This window comes from Desulfocurvus thunnarius (assembly GCF_055390965.1).
On sequence record NZ_AP042411.1, the window covers coordinates 1,589,653 to 1,605,860 of the forward strand.

General features: G+C 66.3%; 18 protein-coding genes and 1 other RNA gene. All 19 read left to right on the forward strand.

Annotated elements, in window-relative coordinates:
* The first annotated feature begins 17 nt into the window (after window positions 1–17).
* The 19 genes from ACZ5KV_RS06815 (at window position 18) to ACZ5KV_RS06905 (ending at window position 16,180) form a co-directional block, all read left to right on the forward strand.
* Window positions 18–434, forward strand: coding sequence for an ATP synthase F0 subunit B (locus tag ACZ5KV_RS06815; protein ID WP_464241592.1), 417 nt, complete (start codon window positions 18–20; stop codon window positions 432–434).
* 79 nt (window positions 435–513) lie between these two features.
* Window positions 514–1,077: a F0F1 ATP synthase subunit B gene (gene atpF / locus ACZ5KV_RS06820; RefSeq protein ID WP_464241593.1), complete on the forward strand. Its 564-nt coding sequence runs from the start codon at window positions 514–516 to the stop codon at window positions 1,075–1,077.
* Window positions 1,074–1,625, forward strand: a complete 552-nt coding sequence (gene atpH / locus ACZ5KV_RS06825) for an ATP synthase F1 subunit delta (protein ID WP_464241594.1) — start codon at window positions 1,074–1,076, stop codon at window positions 1,623–1,625. The genes atpF and atpH overlap by 4 nt, the downstream gene beginning before the upstream one ends.
* Before the next feature lie 3 nt (window positions 1,626–1,628).
* Window positions 1,629–3,137: a F0F1 ATP synthase subunit alpha gene (gene atpA / locus ACZ5KV_RS06830; protein WP_464241595.1), complete on the forward strand. Its 1,509-nt coding sequence runs from the start codon at window positions 1,629–1,631 to the stop codon at window positions 3,135–3,137.
* Window positions 3,138–3,160: 23 nt separating this feature from the next.
* A complete protein-coding gene (locus ACZ5KV_RS06835; RefSeq protein ID WP_464241596.1) occupies window positions 3,161–4,045 on the forward strand; it encodes a F0F1 ATP synthase subunit gamma in 885 nt (294 codons plus the stop codon).
* 16 nt (window positions 4,046–4,061) lie between these two features.
* Window positions 4,062–5,471: a F0F1 ATP synthase subunit beta gene (gene atpD / locus ACZ5KV_RS06840; RefSeq protein WP_464241597.1), complete on the forward strand. Its 1,410-nt coding sequence runs from the start codon at window positions 4,062–4,064 to the stop codon at window positions 5,469–5,471.
* Window positions 5,472–5,489: 18 nt separating this feature from the next.
* The gene (locus ACZ5KV_RS06845; RefSeq protein WP_464241598.1) at window positions 5,490–5,915 is read left to right on the forward strand and encodes a F0F1 ATP synthase subunit epsilon; all 426 of its coding nucleotides are present in this window, start codon (window positions 5,490–5,492) and stop codon (window positions 5,913–5,915) included.
* Between the two features lie 202 nt (window positions 5,916–6,117).
* Entirely contained in the window at window positions 6,118–7,494 is a 1,377-nt protein-coding gene (gene glmU / locus ACZ5KV_RS06850) for a bifunctional UDP-N-acetylglucosamine diphosphorylase/glucosamine-1-phosphate N-acetyltransferase GlmU (RefSeq protein ID WP_464241599.1), read from the forward strand.
* Window positions 7,495–7,525: 31 nt separating this feature from the next.
* The gene (gene zapB, locus ACZ5KV_RS06855; protein WP_464241600.1) at window positions 7,526–7,756 is read left to right on the forward strand and encodes a cell division protein ZapB; all 231 of its coding nucleotides are present in this window, start codon (window positions 7,526–7,528) and stop codon (window positions 7,754–7,756) included.
* A gap of 15 nt (window positions 7,757–7,771) precedes the next feature.
* Complete coding sequence (gene zapA, locus ACZ5KV_RS06860; protein WP_464241601.1) at window positions 7,772–8,053, forward strand: cell division protein ZapA; 282 nt, start codon at window positions 7,772–7,774, stop codon at window positions 8,051–8,053.
* Window position 8,054: 1 nt separating this feature from the next.
* Window positions 8,055–8,238: non-coding RNA, 6S RNA (gene ssrS / locus ACZ5KV_RS06865), on the forward strand.
* Window positions 8,239–8,493: 255 nt separating this feature from the next.
* Window positions 8,494–10,053 (forward strand): ribonuclease Y, encoded by a 1,560-nt coding sequence (gene rny, locus ACZ5KV_RS06870; RefSeq protein ID WP_464241602.1) that lies wholly within the window; start codon window positions 8,494–8,496, stop codon window positions 10,051–10,053.
* Window positions 10,054–10,564: 511 nt separating this feature from the next.
* Entirely contained in the window at window positions 10,565–11,038 is a 474-nt protein-coding gene (locus ACZ5KV_RS06875) for a multiheme c-type cytochrome (RefSeq protein ID WP_464241603.1), read from the forward strand.
* 19 nt (window positions 11,039–11,057) lie between these two features.
* A complete protein-coding gene (locus ACZ5KV_RS06880) occupies window positions 11,058–13,067 on the forward strand; it encodes a methyl-accepting chemotaxis protein (protein ID WP_464241604.1) in 2,010 nt (669 codons plus the stop codon).
* Between the two features lie 88 nt (window positions 13,068–13,155).
* The gene (locus tag ACZ5KV_RS06885) at window positions 13,156–13,572 is read left to right on the forward strand and encodes a PilZ domain-containing protein (RefSeq protein WP_464241605.1); all 417 of its coding nucleotides are present in this window, start codon (window positions 13,156–13,158) and stop codon (window positions 13,570–13,572) included.
* An 86-nt stretch (window positions 13,573–13,658) separates the two neighbouring features.
* Window positions 13,659–14,234: a rubrerythrin gene (gene rbr, locus ACZ5KV_RS06890; protein ID WP_464241606.1), complete on the forward strand. Its 576-nt coding sequence runs from the start codon at window positions 13,659–13,661 to the stop codon at window positions 14,232–14,234.
* 74 nt (window positions 14,235–14,308) lie between these two features.
* Complete coding sequence (locus tag ACZ5KV_RS06895; RefSeq protein WP_464241607.1) at window positions 14,309–14,689, forward strand: desulfoferrodoxin; 381 nt, start codon at window positions 14,309–14,311, stop codon at window positions 14,687–14,689.
* Between the two features lie 36 nt (window positions 14,690–14,725).
* Entirely contained in the window at window positions 14,726–14,884 is a 159-nt protein-coding gene (gene rd / locus ACZ5KV_RS06900) for a rubredoxin (RefSeq protein ID WP_291498911.1), read from the forward strand.
* A 93-nt stretch (window positions 14,885–14,977) separates the two neighbouring features.
* Window positions 14,978–16,180, forward strand: coding sequence for an FprA family A-type flavoprotein (locus tag ACZ5KV_RS06905; RefSeq protein WP_464241608.1), 1,203 nt, complete (start codon window positions 14,978–14,980; stop codon window positions 16,178–16,180).
* Window positions 16,181–16,208: the final 28 nt, after the last annotated feature.

Genomic DNA, 16,208 nt, shown 5'->3' on the forward strand with positions numbered 1-16,208 from the left:
CCTTCGCGAGGGCGAGTATGATTGATCTTAATTACACTTTCTTCGTGCAGTTCGTGAACTTCGTCATCACGCTCTTTGTGCTCAACTTCCTGCTGGTCGCGCCCATCCGCGAGATCATCCGGAAGCGCAAGGCCGTGATGGGCGGACTGCTGGGCGACACCGAAAAGTTCGCCGCCGAAGCCGAAGCCAAGCTCGCCAACTACCGCAAGGCCCTGGACGAGGCCCGCATGGCCGGGGCGGACAAGCGCACCGCGCTCAAGGCCCTGGGCACCGAGCAGGAGAAGGACATCCTCTCCGCCGCCGGGCAGCAGGCCGCCGAGACTCTCAAGGCCGAGCGTACGGCCGTGGAGTCCGAAGTGCAGGCCGCCAAGTCCGGGTTGGAAGGCCGCATCGGCGCCCTGGCGGACAAGGTCGTCGCCAAGGTGCTTGGCTAGCGCACCCACGGCGGAGCCTCCCGGGCTCCGCCTGCGGTTTTTTTTCGGTCACCATCTGGTTGGAAAGGAGGGTTTCGCGTTGACAGTCCTGAAACGTCTCTTCCCCGCAGCGCTGTTCGTGCTGGTCCTGGCCCCGGCCGCCCTGGCGTCCGAGGGCATGGTCCACGAAAGCGCGCTCACGACCGCCCTGCGCGTCGTGAACTTCATCATCTTCGTCGGCATCATCTACAAGTTTGCCGGCAAGAAGATTGCCGAGGCTTTCGGCGGCCGGCGCAAGCAGATCGAGACCCAGCTCTCCGATCTGGAAGCCCGCAAGAAGGACGCCGAACAGAAGCTGGCCGAAGTGGAACGCAGCATCGCGGGCATCAACGCCGAGCGCGAGAAGATCCTGGCCGACTGCGTGGCCCAGGGCGAGTCCCTCAAGGCCGGAATCATCGAAAGCGCCCACAAGGCCGCCGCGCGCATTGAGGAGCAGGCCCGCCTGACCGCCGCCAACGAGCGCAAGGCCGCCCTGAAGAACGTGCGCGCCGAAGTGGCCGACCTCGTGGCCGCCGCCGCCGAAAAGGCGCTGGCCAGCAAGCTCTCCGCCGCGGATCACGACAAGCTCATCAACGACTCCTTAACAAAGGTGGTGCTCAATTGACGGCTGACATCGTTGCACGCAGATACGCCAAGGCGCTGTTTGCCATCGGCCAGGGCCGTGGCGACGCCGAACTGGAGGCGTACGGCAAGGATTTGGCCGCTTTCGCCGAGGTGCTGGCCGGTGACCCGGAGCTGCTCAAGCTGTTCCGCAACCCGATCTTCAGCATCGAGGAGAAAAAGGCCATCACTGGCAGGATCCTGGACCTCCTGAAGCCCTGCCAGACCATCAAGAACTTCTGCTTCCTGCTGGCCGACAAGAAGCGCCTGGCCTGGTTGCCCGAGATCGAGGCGTACTACGCGGTGCTGCTCGACCAGGCCAAGGGCGTGGTGCGCGGCGAGCTGGTCACCGCCGTGGAACTGCCGGACGCCAGGCAGGAAGCCGTGAAGAAACAGCTCGCGGCCCAGTTGGGCAAGGAGTTGGTTCTCGATTTCTCCGCCGATGCGGGCATTCTGGGCGGAGTCGTGCTCAAGGTAGGGGACAAGGTCCTGGACGCGAGCTTGCGTGCTCAGTTGAACGCAATGAAAGAACAGATCAAAAGGGGTGAGTAGGCGATGCAGATCAAAGCTGAAGAAATTAGCAAAATCATTGAGGATTCGATCCAAAATTACGAATCCAAGGTGGAGATGTCCGAGACCGGTACGGTGCTCTACGTCGGTGACGGCATCGCCCGCGTCCACGGCGTCGAGAACGTCATGGCCATGGAGCTCCTGGAGTTCCCCGGCGGCCTGATGGGCATGGCCCTCAACCTCGAAGAGGACAACGTCGGCGTGGCCCTGCTGGGCGACGACACCGGCATCAAGGAAGGCGACCCGGTCAAGCGGACCGGCAAGATCTTCTCCGTGCCCGTCGGCGACGCGGTCATGGGCCGCGTCATCAACCCCCTGGGCCAGCCCATCGACGGCCTGGGGCCCATCGACGCCAAGGAAATGCGCCCCGTGGAGCTCAAGGCCCCCGGCATCATCGCGCGTAAGTCGGTGCACCAGCCCATGTACACGGGCCTGAAGGCCATCGACGCCATGACGCCCATCGGCCGCGGCCAGCGCGAGTTGATCATCGGCGACCGCCAGACCGGCAAGACCGCCGTGTGCATCGACGCCATCCTGGCCCAGAAGGACTCCGACGTTCACTGCATCTACGTCGCCATCGGCCAGAAGAAGGCCTCGGTTGCCCTGGTGGCCGACGTGCTCAAGAAGCACGGCGCCCTGGAGTACACCACCATCATCTCCGCCACGGCCTCCGAGCCCGCGCCGCTGCAGTTCATCTCCGCGTACACCGGCGCGACCATCGGCGAGTACTACCGCGACAACGGCAAGCACGCGCTGATCATCTACGACGACCTGTCCAAGCAGGCCACCGCGTACCGCCAGATGTCGCTGCTGCTCCGCCGTCCTCCGGGACGCGAAGCCTTCCCCGGCGACGTGTTCTACCTGCACTCCCGCCTGCTGGAGCGCGCGGCCAAGGTCAACGACTCCCTGGGCGCCGGTTCCCTGACCGCCCTGCCCATCATCGAGACCCAGGCCGGCGACGTGTCGGCGTACATCCCGACCAACGTTATCTCCATCACCGACGGCCAGGTCTACCTGGAGCCCAACCTGTTCAACGCCGGCGTGCGCCCCGCCATCAACGTGGGCCTGTCCGTCTCGCGCGTGGGCGGCGCGGCCCAGATCAAGGCCATGAAGCAGGTCGCGGGCACCATGCGTCTGGATATGGCCCAGTACCGCGAGCTGGCCGCCTTCGCCCAGTTCGGCTCCGACCTGGACAAGGCCACCAAGGCCAAGCTGGACCGCGGCGCGCGGCTGGTGGAGCTGCTCAAGCAGCCCCAGTACAAGCCCCAGCCGGTTCAGGAGCAGGTTGCCTCCATGTTCGCCGCCACCCGCGGCTACATGGACGACGTGGCCATCGAGAACGTCCGCCGCTTCGAGGCCGAGTTCTTCGAATTCATGCGCAACGCCAAGGCCGACGTGCTCAAGGACATCAAGGAAAAGGCCGTGATCGACGCGGACGTCGAGGCACGCCTGCGGGCCGCCATCGACGAGTTCAAGAAGACCTTCCAGGCCTAACCCACCGCGAAGGAGGATGAACCATGCCTTCGCTGAAGGATGTTCAGTTAAAAATCGTCGGCGTCAAGAAGACCAAGCAGATCACCAAGGCCATGAATATGGTGGCCTCGGCGAAACTGCGCAGCGCCCAGAGCCGCATCGAGCGGTTCCGGCCCTACGCGGACAAGTTCTATGAAATGCTTGGCGATCTGGCCGGACGCGCCGACGGGGATGCCCATCCCCTGTTGGCCGTGCGCGAGGAAATCAAGACCTCGGCCATTGTCCTGGTCACTTCCGACCGCGGCCTGTGCGGCAGCTTCAACGGCAACCTGATCAAGGCCGCCGTCAAAACCGCCGCCGCCAAGAAGGCCGAGGGCAAGGAAGTCAAGTTCTACTGCGTCGGCAAGAAGGGCCGCGACGCCATCCGCAAGATGGAGTCCTACGAGATCGCGATGCAGAAGGTCGGGGAGTTGAACAACTTCGACTTCACCCTGGCCAACGAGGTCGGCATGGAGGTCATCCGTGCCTACTTGGCGGGCGATCTCGACGAGGTGACCCTGGTGTACGGCGAGTTCGTGAGCATGGCCAAGCAGGAGCCCATCGTCCTGCCCATCCTGCCCATCGCCAAGGAGGCCGCCGAGGAGGAATCCGCCCCGGAGGCCGCCAGCAGCGAGTACATATACGAGCCCGGCGTCGAGGGTCTGCTCGCGGAGTTGCTCCCGCGCTTCATCAAGGTCCAGCTCTATCGCGGCATGCTCGACACGTCCGCCTCGGAGCACGCGGCCCGCATGAGCGCCATGGACAACGCGACCAAGGCCTGTGACGACATGGTCGGCGCCCTGACCCTGGTCTTCAACAAGACCCGTCAGGCGGCCATCACCACGGAACTCATGGACATAGTCGGCGGCGCTGAGGCGCTGAAAGGCTAATAAGGGGTAGAAATCAATGACTGCTCAAAATGGCAAATTGGTCCAGGTCATCGGCGCCGTCGTGGACGTCGAGTTCCCGGCCGGTCAGCTGCCCAACATCCTGACCGCCCTCGAGATCTCCAACCCGAACAACACCGACGCCCCCGAGCTGGTGGTCGAGGTGGCGCAGCACCTGGGCAACAACCTGTGCCGCTGCATCGCCATGGACGCCACCGAGGGCCTGGTTCGCGGCATGGAGGTGCGCAACACCGGCAAGCCCATCCTGGTGCCCGCCGGTACCGCCTCCCTGGGCCGGATCATGAACGTCGTGGGTCGCCCCGTGGACGAGCTGGGCCCCATCGGCTCCGACAAGATGCTGCCCATCCACCGCCCGGCCCCCGAGTTCACCGAACAGTCCACCAAGATCGAGCTGCTGGAAACCGGCATCAAGGTCGTGGACCTGCTCATCCCCTTCCCCAAGGGCGGCAAGATGGGCCTGTTCGGCGGCGCCGGCGTGGGCAAGACCGTTATCCTCATGGAGATGATCAACAACATCGCCAAGCAGCACGGCGGCATCTCCGTGTTCGCCGGTGTCGGCGAGCGCACCCGCGAGGGCAACGACCTCTACCACGAAATGAAGGATGCCGGCGTTCTGGAGAAGGCCGCGCTCATCTACGGCCAGATGAACGAGCCTCCGGGAGCCCGCGCCCGCGTCGCCCTGACCGCCCTGACCTGCGCGGAATACTTCCGCGACGAGGAAGGCCAGGACGTGCTGCTGTTCGTCGACAACATCTTCCGCTTCACCCAGGCGGGCTCGGAAGTGTCCGCCCTGCTCGGCCGCATGCCTTCGGCGGTGGGCTACCAGCCCACCCTGGGCACCGACCTCGGCGGCCTGCAGGAGCGCATCACCTCGACCACCAAGGGCTCCATCACGTCCGTCCAGGCCGTGTACGTGCCTGCGGACGACCTGACCGACCCCGCGCCGGCCACGACCTTCTCGCACCTGGACGGCACCCTGGTGCTCTCGCGCCAGATCGCCGAGCTGGGCATCTACCCCGCGGTGGACCCGCTGGACTCGACCTCGCGCATCCTGGACCCCAACGTCCTGGGCACGGACCACTACAACACCGCGCGCGAAGTGCAGCAGGTGCTCCAGAAGTACAAGGACCTGCAGGACATCATCGCCATCCTGGGCATGGACGAACTGTCCGACGAGGACAAGCTCGTCGTGCACCGCGCCCGGCGCATCCAGCGGTTCCTGTCCCAGCCCTTCCACGTTGCGGAAGTGTTCACCGGCCACCCCGGCCAGTACGTCACCCTTGAGGACACCATCCGCGGCTTCCGCGAGATCCTCGAAGGCAAGCACGACGATCTTGGCGAGAACGACTTCTACATGGTCGGCAACATCGACATGGCCATCGAGAAGGCCAAGAAGTCCGCAGCTTAATCGTCCGGGAGGCTCACAATGGCCCAACTGCAACTTGAGATCGTGACCCCCGACAGGCTCGTGCTGAGCGAGCCTGTGGAGTACGTCGGCGCCCCGGGATACGAGGGTGAGTTCGGCATCCTGCCGGGCCACATCCCCTTCCTGTCGGCCCTCCAGGTGGGCAACCTCTACTACAAGGTCGGCGGCAGGACGTTCTTCGTCTTCGTCGCCGGCGGCTTCGCCGAGGTCTCCAGCGACAAGGTGACCATCCTGGCCGAAGTCGCCGAAAAGGCCACCGAAATCGACGTGGAACGCGCCCGCAAGGCCCGCGAACGCGCCGAGCAGCGGATGGCCAAACAGCAGGAGAACATCGACCACGCCCGCGTCCAGGCGGCCCTGGCCCGCGCCATGGCCCGCGTGAGCTGCCGCAGCCGCGCCAAGGATGCCGGGACCTGCGAGATGTAATCCCGCCAGGCATCGACTCTACCCCTCGGCAGGCCGCCCCTTCGGGCGGCCTGCTTTTTTTCGCGCCGGGCCTCCGGCGCCCCGGCCCCGGGCAAGGCCGCCCCGGCCCCGCGCTGGACAAAGCACCCCGCCCGCGATAGACGCCCTTGTACCTTTTGCGCACCACGGGCACCCGTGCCCAAGGACTGGAGGACAAGGCGGGATGGCACACACCGGCGCACTGATTCTGGCAGCGGGCAAGGGCACGCGGATGCGCTCCGAGCGCCCCAAGGTGCTGCATTCCCTGCTGGGCGAGCCCATGCTCTGGTACGTCTATCAGGCCCTGGAAGGCCTGGTGCCCGAGGCCGCCGTGTGGACCGTGGTCGGCCACGGCGAGGACCGGATGCGCGCGGCCTTCCCCGGGCGGACCCCGGGCTTCGTGCTCCAGGAACGCCAGCTCGGCACGGGCCACGCCCTGCAAACGGCCTGGCCCGCCCTGGGCGACACGGGGGTGGACACGCTCCTGGTGGTCAACGGCGACACGCCCCTGGTTTCGCGCTCGGCCCTGGAGGCCCTGCTAGATGCCTTCCGGGCCCAGGGCCCGGCCCTGGCCTTCCTCACCGTGGACCTGCCCGATCCCGGGGCCTTCGGCCGCGTGGCCCGCGACGAACGCGGCGCGGTGACGGCCATCGTCGAGGCCAGGGACTACGACCCCGAAAGCCACGGCCCCGAGAGCGGCGAGATCAATTCCGGCATCTACGTGCTGGACGTGGCCGCCGTGGCCCCGCTGCTGGAGCGCCTGGACAACGGCAACGCCAGCGGCGAATTCTACATCACCGATCTGGTGGCCCTGGCCGCGGCCGACGGGCTGGCCGTGCTCGGCGTGCGCGCCGGAAACGACCCGCAGCTTCTGGGCGTCAACAGCCCCGCCGAGCTGGCCCGGGCCGAGGAACTGCTGCGCGCGCGCATCGTGGACGGCCTGCTGGAGTCGGGGGTCACGGTCCACCAGCCCGGCGGCGCCGTCGTCGGCCCGCGCGTCGTCCTGGAGCCGGGTTGCGAGATCAGCGGCCCCTGCGAGCTGTACGGCGCCACCCGCGTGGCCGCCGGGGCCAGCGTGGGCTCCCACTGCTGGATCAAGGACGCCGAAATCGGCCCCGGGGCCCTGGTGCGGCCCTTCTGCCACATCGAGGGCGCCAGCGTCGGGCCGGACTGCCAGATCGGCCCCTTCGCCCGGCTGCGGCCCCAGGCCGTGACCGAGCAGGGCGCGCGCGTGGGCAACTTCGTGGAAATGAAAAAGGCCCGCCTGGGCCCGGGAGCCAAGGCCGGACACCTGACCTATCTGGGCGACGCCGAGGTCGGCGCCGGGGCCAACATCGGCGCGGGCACCATCACCTGCAACTACGACGGCAAAAACAAGCACCGGACGGTCATCGGCCGGGACGCCTTCATCGGCAGCAACACGGCCCTGGTGGCCCCGGTGCGCATCGGCGACCGGGCCCTGGTCGGCGCCGGGTCGGTGATCACCAAGGATGTCGGCGACGACAGGCTGGCCCTGGAGCGTTCGCAGCAACGCGAACTGCCGCGCAGGAAACGGGATTGATTTCGAAAGGCGAACAGGATAATTCTGGGGTATGGAAATGCTGAGTCGTCTGGAAGGCAAGATCGAGTCGCTGCTCACGCGGCTGGCCACCCTCAAGGAGGACAACGCCCGTTTGCGGGAGGAAGCGCAACGCGGCCAGGAAGAGCTTATGGCCGAAAACCGCCGCCTGCGCGAGGACCTGGAACGCGAACGCGCCTCCAAGGAGGAGGTCCTGGCCCGCATCGACGGGCTCTTGCAGAAGTTGCAGGACGAGACCGCGTAAGTGCGGGAGCTTGTCATGCCAAGTTACACACTCTCCGTTCTGGAACTTGAGGTTTCCTTCAAGGCCCAGGCGGATCATGAACGCGTCCAGGCGGCCAAGGAGCTGCTTGAGGAGCGATATAGGGAATTGACGCAACACGGCAGGCGGTTGAGCAAGGAGAAGCTGCTCACGTTCCTGGCCCTCGGGCTGGCGGACGATCTGTTGCAGAACTCCAAGAGGCTCGCAGAGCTGGAAAAACGGCTGGGCGGCCTTGCGGAGCGGATAGACAAGGCGGAAGATTCACAGGCAGGCGTTTGATATTTCCCTGGGGCGTTCGTGATCGTTCGGCCCGTCTCTGAGCCGATACGACACAACAGGGAGCCACTTGACGGTTCGCCCGTGCGCAGACCCGCTTGCGGGAAGCCTGACGGCGGATACAGCGGCACCCACCTTGCGCAAGCAAGGTTCAAGACGCCCGAACGACACGGCATCCCGGGGACCCACATATAACGGCCCGGCAACCTCAACCCGTATTGGCCCCGAACGCGAACCACAACCCGCGCCACGCCCCGCCTTTCCTTCCGGCCGCCGCCTCCGGCGGCGCGACAGCCCTCCCGGGTGCCCTTCGGGCTCCGGGCCCTTCTCCGACAGCGCCTCCCGTTTTATAAAGACCGCCGCAGGCGGGCCCCGTTTGCGTCGGGGCCGGGCCACATCATGAACGGGTTCGCGGCAGCCCGTCGCCAATAAAGGAGAGCGCCATGAGCGTCGAAATCATTTTCACCGCCCTGGCCGGGGCGGTTGCGGGCGCGGGCAGCGGCTACCTGCTGCACCAGTACATCGCGTCCAAGCGCCTGGAAGGGGCCAAGGACCTCGCCGAACGCATCCTCGACGAGGCCCGTAAGGATGCCCAGGCCGAGCGCAAGGAATACATGCTCCAGGCCCAGGACGAAATCCTCGGGCTCAAGCGCGAGATGCAGGCCGAGTTCAAGGACCGCGAACGCGAGCTGGGCCGCCGCGAGGCCAAGGCCCAGGAGCGCGAGGAACGCCTGGAAAACAAGGTCGAGAAGCTGAACCAGAAGGATTCGGAACTGGTGGCCCTGGAAAAGCGCCTCTCGCGCCAGGAACGCCAGCTTGCGGAAAAGGAGGCCCTGCTCGACGGCCAGACCGAGGAGCAGCACCGCAAGCTCGAGGAAATTTCGGGACTCACCGCCGAGGAGGCCAGACGCCGCCTGCTGGATGAGATCGAGTCCCAGACGCGCCACGACGCCGCGCGGATGATCCGCCAGATCGAGGTGGAAGCGTCCGAAACCGCCGACCGCAAGGCCAAGGAGATCCTGGCCTCGGCGGTGCAGCGCTACGCGGGCGACTTCGTGGGCGAAAACACGGTGGCCACCGTGACCCTGCCCAGCGAGGACATGAAGGGCCGCATCATCGGCCGCGAGGGCCGCAACATCCGCGCCCTGGAGGCCGCCACCGGCGTGGACCTCATCATCGACGACACCCCCGAGACGGTGGTGCTCTCGGCCTTCTCGCCCCTGCGCCGCCAGATCGCCAAGCTCTCCCTGGAGCGGCTCATCTCCGACGGCCGCATCCACCCCGCGCGCATCGAGGACGTGGTCAAGAAGGTGGAACAGGAGATGGACGTGAAGCTGCGCGAGATCGGCGAACAGGCGACCTTCGACGTGGGCGTGCACGGCATCCATCCCGACCTCATCCGCCTGCTGGGCCAGCTCCAGTACCGCACGAGCTTCTCCCAGAACGTGCTCCAGCACTCCCTGGAGGTGGCCTCCCTGTGCGGCATCATGGCCGCCGAGCTGAACCTGGACGTGAAGAAGGCCAAGCGCGCGGGCCTGCTGCACGACATCGGCAAGGCCGTGGACCACGAGGTCGAGGGCCCCCACGCCCTGATCGGCGCGGACCTGGCCAAGAAGTACGGCGAGAGCAAGGACATCGTGCACGCCATCGCCGCCCACCACGAGGACACCCAGCCGACCACGCCGCTGGCGGTGCTGGTCCAGGCGGCGGACAGCCTGTCCGGCGCCCGGCCCGGCGCGCGCAAGGAGCTGCTGGAAAACTACGTCAAGCGCCTGGAGGAGCTGGAGGGCATCGCCACCGGCTTCGAGGGCGTGTCCAAGGCCTACGCCATCCAGGCCGGGCGCGAAATCCGCGTCATGGTCGATTCCGACAAGGTGGACGACGACCAGACGCACATCCTGTGCAAGGACATCGCCAAGCGCATCGAGGAGAACCTGACCTACCCGGGCCAGATCCGCGTGACGCTGATCCGCGAGCGCCGCGCCGTGGGCTACGCCAAGTAGCGCTGTCCGCGCGCCGCTTTGGGGGCCGGGCGGGAGCATCTCCCGCCAGGCCCCGTGCTTTTGCGACCCCAAGGCCTCCGTCCGTCGGCGGGCTCCGCAATTCCTTCTCCGGGCCTGCCCGGCGGCCCCCACAGGAATCCTGAGCCTCCCGGAGCCCCCCGAAACCGCCCGCGCCCCTTCTCCAGGGGCTTTGTCCCCCTCCTCCCCCGGGTCGCGCCCGGCGCCCGCCCCAGCGCGATGCCCGCCACGCCATGCCGACACCCCGGAAGGCCCGTTTCCCGCCGCTTCCCGCTGTTTTCCGGCGCCACATCGGCGCCACTCCGGCGTCACCTTGGCAGCGGGGCAAAAAAAACGCGCAAGACCCCAAAAGGTTGTTGGGGTTTTTGCCGATTGAATACGCAACCTTACCCGCAGAAGCCCTAAAAGCGGCCCAGCCCGGGCGTTTTTGGGGTTTGACAAAGATGACGGATGAGGCAATAGGGTGGTAGGCCCAACAAAGGGGGAGGAAACCATGAAAAATCGGTTTCTTGTGTCGGCCGGGTGCGCGGGGGTTGCCGTGCTGTGGCTTGCCTGGGGCGTGGGGGCCCAACAGGTCCAGGCCACCTACGTGGGGTCTGCCGTGTGTGGCGAATGCCACCAGGAGCAGTACGAGAATTTTACCAAATACGCCAAGAAGTCCCACTCCGACCACAGTATCAAGATTATGGCCTCGGACCTGACTCCGCAGGAGGTGCGGGAGTGCTACGGCTGCCACACCACAGGGTACGGGCAGCCGGGCGGTTTCGTCAGCTTCGAACAGACCCCCGACCTGGGTCACGCGGGCTGCGAGGTCTGCCACGGCCCGGGCTCGGAGCACGCCGACCAGGGCGGCGACCCGGAGCTCATCAAGCGCAAGCTGACCATGAACGACTGCACCACCTGCCACAACGAGGAGCGGGTCGGCGCCTTCAACTTCAAGCCGCTGCTCTACGGCGGCGCCCACTAGCAAGCCAAAGGGGGTTTCCATGAATCTGCTTCGAGCCTCCCTCGGCGCGAAAATCATCATACCGGTCTCGCTGGTCACGGTGCTGACCTTCGTGATTCTGAACCTCACCGTCTCCTCGCTGCACCGGGGCGCCACCAACGAGCTCATCGACCACTCCGCCGTCAAGACCTCGTCCATCCTGCTCAGCGCCATCGCCGAGCCCATGCGCGTGGGCGACAACAAGGGCACCGAGGCCCAGTTGAACAAGGTCGCCGCCAACTATCCGGACGTGACCGTCTACCTGACCAACTTCCGGGGCAACGTGACCTACTCCACCCACCCCGACGACCTGCGCAAGGACCTGACCGCCCTGTACGACGACCCGGTCCTGGCGGCCATGCTTCAGGGCAGCCTGCGCAGCATGACCCACACCGGCTCGACCCTGGAACTGGACGGCACCCCCTATTTCGTGGCCGTGGACACCATTCCCAACGAGAAGACCTGCCACCATTGCCACGGCGCGTCCCAGCCCATCCTGGGCTCCATGGTCCTGTTCCAGAACGTTTCGCACCAGATGGAGCAGGTCAGGTCCTCCGAGCGCATCTCGGCGCTGATCTCGGCGGGCGGGGCGCTGTTCCTGCTGGCCATGCTCGGCCTGTTCATCCGGCGCATCGTCATCCGCAAGATCGTGACCATCGCCCAGATCAGCGACCGCATCCGCGGCGGGGACTATTCCGCCGAGTTCGAGGTGCGCGGGCGCGACGAGCTGGCCAGCCTGGCCGAGAACCTCAAGGCCATGGTCCGCACCGTGCAGGACCAGCTCGAATACAACCGGGGCGTGCTCCAGGGCATCATCATCCCGCTGTTCGTCACCGACAACGGCGGGCGCCTCACCTACGTCAACGCGCCCATGCGCAACATCCTGGGCAAGACCAGGGAAGAGGTCGAGGGCCGCGCCCTGGCCCAGTTGCTGCCCACGGCCGGCGGCGGGGACGTGACCGCCGAAGTCATCGCCTCGGGCCGCAGCCGCAGCGGGCAGATGCAGTACGACCGCGCCGACGGCGTGACCTTCCCCCTGCACTACGAGATCTCGGCCCTGCGCGACGCCCACGGCGCCATCGTCGGGGCCATCGGCATGATGATCGACCTGACCCAGGAGGAGCGCGACAAGGCGCGCATCCGCGCCCAGCGCGAAAACCTGCTCCAGGTGGCCAACGAGGTGACCCAGGTGGCCACCCAGCTTTCCGAGGCCGCCGGGCACCTCACCGGGCAGATGCGCGAGGTGACCCAGGGCATGGAGCGCACCGCCGGGCAGACGGCCCAGGTGGCCACGGCCATGGAGGAAATGAACGCCACGGTGCTGGAGGTGGCCCAAAACGCGGGCAAGGTCTCCGACGCGTCGGACAACGCCAGCTCCGTGGCCAAGGAGGGCGGCACCGAGGTCGGGCGCACGGTGCAGGAAACCCGGGCCATGGCCGAAACCATCGAGGCCCTGGCCCACAGCCTGGGCGACCTGTCCGCCAAGGCCGAGAACATCGGCCAGGTCATCACCGTCATCAACGACATCGCGGACCAGACCAACCTGCTGGCGCTGAACGCCGCCATCGAGGCCGCCCGCGCGGGCGACGCCGGGCGCGGCTTCGCCGTGGTCGCCGACGAGGTGCGCAAACTCGCCGAAAAAACCATGACCGCCACCCGCGAGGTGGACGCGGCCATCTCGGCCATCCAGCAAAGCACGCGCGAGGCCGTGAGCGAAATGGGCAACACCCGCGAGCGCGCCGGGCACACCGGGACCATGGCCGAAAACGCCGGGCGCGTGCTGGGGCAGATCGTCAGCGAGTCCGACGCCATCGCCGACATGGTCCGCTCCATCGCCACCGCCGCCGAGCAGCAGTCCTCCACCAGCGAGGAGATCAACCTGAACGTCACCGGCATCAACGAGCTGTCCCAGGGCATCAGCCAGCGCATCGCCCAGGCCAACGACTCCATCCAGGAGGTCGCGGCCATGGCGAGCAAACTCTCGGCCCTGGTGGAGAAATTCAAGGAATAATTCCGAACCCCTTGCCGCAAAGTGCCCGCAAGGGCTATGGTGGGGACACTGGAAAGTGTCCCCACCCATTTTTTTGGAGGCCCGAGCAATGACCGATATACTCTGGAACGACGATCCCGGCGGCGCCCACGAGGACCGCAGGCGCCACCCGCGCATCACCTTCAAGGCCTACGGCCTGTCCTACATCTGCGCCCTGCTGGTGGACGGCACGGTGCACGAGGCCGTCATCGTGGACATCAGCGCGGGCGGCGCCCGGCTGCGCCCGCTGGGCGGCTGGGCCGCCCCGGCCCGGGGCCAGGCCCTGGAGGTCGACACGCGCTTCCCCGGCGTGGCCGTGGCCGACGCCCGGCGCCGGGGGATTGTCCGCTGGCAGACCGGGCAGGAATTCGGCGTGGCCTTCGACAGCGAGTTGCCCTACGGCGTGGCCGACCTGCAATGCCTGCTCGACGGCGGCGCCGTGCAGGCCCCCTCCGCCGGTTGCCACCCTGACCCGAAGGGGCTATAGGTTTGTCCTGATGGTATCTTTTTCCCTTTCCCCCCGCTAACCTGCCGCCTCGCCGGGCGGTCACGACCCCAAGGAGGTCCTGCGTCATGAAATCCCTCAAAGGCTCCCGCACGGAGAAAAACATCCTGATTGCCTTCGCCGGCGAATCCCAGGCCCGCAACCGCTACGACTACTTCGCGTCCATCGCCAAGAAGGACGGCTACGTGCAGATCGAGCGGGTGTTCCTGGAAACCGCGCTCCAGGAGAAGGAGCATGCCAAGCGGCTGTTCAAATTCCTGGAAGGCGGCGACGCCGAGATCACCGCCGCCTACCCGGCGGGCAGGATGGGCACGACCCTGGAAAACCTCTATGCCTCCGCCGAGGGCGAGCACCACGAGTGGGAGCAGATGTACCCCGACTTCGCGCGCATCGCCGACGAGGAAGGCTTCGGCGTCGTGGGCGCGACCATGCGCGCCATCGCCAAGGCCGAGGCCTTCCACGAGGAGCGCTACCGGGCCTTCATCGAAAACATCGAGAAGAACCGCGTGTTCACCCGCCCGGCCAAGGCGGCCTGGCGCTGCATGAACTGCGGCTACGTTCACGAGGGCACGGACGCGCCCCACGAGTGCCCGGCCTGCGCGCATCCGCAATCCTTTTTTGAACTTTTGTTCAAAAACTGGTAGACATGGCTAATAGGAACTAATAGCGTTACCCGTGCACCGCGACATGCTGCGGTGCAGAACCAAGGAGGAATCCCATGCCTCAACTGCTCGAAATCTACAAATGCAACGTGTGCGGCAACATCGTCGAGGTCGTTCATGCCGGCGGCGGCGATCTGGTCTGCTGTGGCGAGCCCATGAAGCTGTTCAAGGAAAATACCGTCGATGCGGCCAAGGAAAAGCACGTTCCGGTCATCGAGAAGACCGCCGACGGCTACAAGGTCAGCGTCGGCAGCGTGCTGCATCCCATGGAGGAGAAGCACTGGATCGAGTGGATCGAACTCATCGCCGACGGCGTGGTCATGCGCAAGCAGTTGGCCCCCGGCCAGGAGCCGGTGGCGACCTTCTGCACCAAGGCCACCAAGGTCGCTGCGCGCGAGTACTGCAACCTGCACGGCCTGTGGAAGGCCGAGGCCTAGCCCGCAACCCCAAGCCAACGAAACGAGAAAAAGCCGATGGATAAATACGTCTGCACCATCTGTGGCTATGTCTACGACCCCGCCGAGGGCGACCCCGACTCCAACGTCCCCGCGGGCACCAGCTTCGACGACCTGCCCGCCGGGTGGGTCTGCCCCGTGTGCGGCGCACCCAAGGACCAGTTCGAGAAGGAATAGACAACCGGCAGGCGGCGGAGCCCTTGGCTCCGCCGCCCTTTACGTGCAAACGAAGGCGCCCGCGCGGCGCCGACAGATAAAGGCGAAACACCCATGCGACCCGTACAAATCAAGGAAGGCGTCTACTGGGTCGGAGCGGTCGATTGGAACGACATCGACTTCCACGGCTATTCCCTGGCCCGCTTCGGCACCACGTACAACGCCTACCTCGTCATCGACGAAAAAATCACCCTGTTCGACACCGTGAAGGCGCCCTTCAAGGACGAGTTCCTGGACTGCCTGTCCCAGGTCGTCGACCCCTGCAAGATCGACTACATCGTGGCCAACCACCTGGAGCCCGACCACAGCGGCTGCCTGCCCGAGCTCATCGCGGCCTGCAAGCCCGAGAAGGTGTTCTGCTCGCCCATGGGCCAGCGGGCCATGGAGGCCCACTTCGACACCACGGGCTGGCCCGTGGAGGCCATGAAATCCGGTTCCACCCTGAGCATCGGCAAGCGCACGGTGCACTTCCTGGAAACCCGGATGCTGCATTGGCCCGATTCCATGCTCTCCTACATCCCCGAGGAGCGCCTGCTCATCGCCAACGATGCCTTCGGCCAGAACATCGCCTCCTCCGAGCGCTTTGCCGACGAGATCGACCGCGCCCACCTCAAACGGCGGATGACCGAATACTACGCCAACATCATCACGCCGTACTCGCCGGTGGTCGAAAAGACCCTGGCCACCGTGGCCGAAATGGGCCTGGACATCGACATGATCGCCCCGGACCACGGGCTGATCTTCCGCGGCAGGGAGATGGTGGACTTCGCGCTGAAGACCTACGCGGACTTCGCGGCCCAAAAGCCCGCCAACCGCGCCGTGGTCGTCTTCGACACCATGTGGCACTCCACCGAGCGCATGGCCCGCGCCGTGGCCGACGGGCTGATGGACGAGGGCGTGTCGGTGCGCGTGATGCACCTCAAGAGCTTCCACCACAGCGAGGTGATGACCGAGGTCTTCCAGGCCGGGGCCGTGGTGGTGGGCTCGCCCACGCACAACAACGGCATCCTGCCCCTGGTGGCCGACATGCTGACCTTCATGAAGGGCCTGCGCCCGCAGAACAAGGTCGGCGCGGCCTTCGGCTCCTTCGGCTGGAGCGGCGAATGCGTGAAGATCATCACCCAGTGGCTCACGGACATGAGCTTCGAGGTGGTGGACCCGGCGGTGAAGGTCAAGCACGTGCCCGACCGGGCGGTGCTCGACCAGTGCGTGGAGTTGGGCCGGGCCGTGGGCCGGGCCCTGAAAGCAAAACTGTAATCCGCGCCGGGGGGAGCCGCGCGCTCCC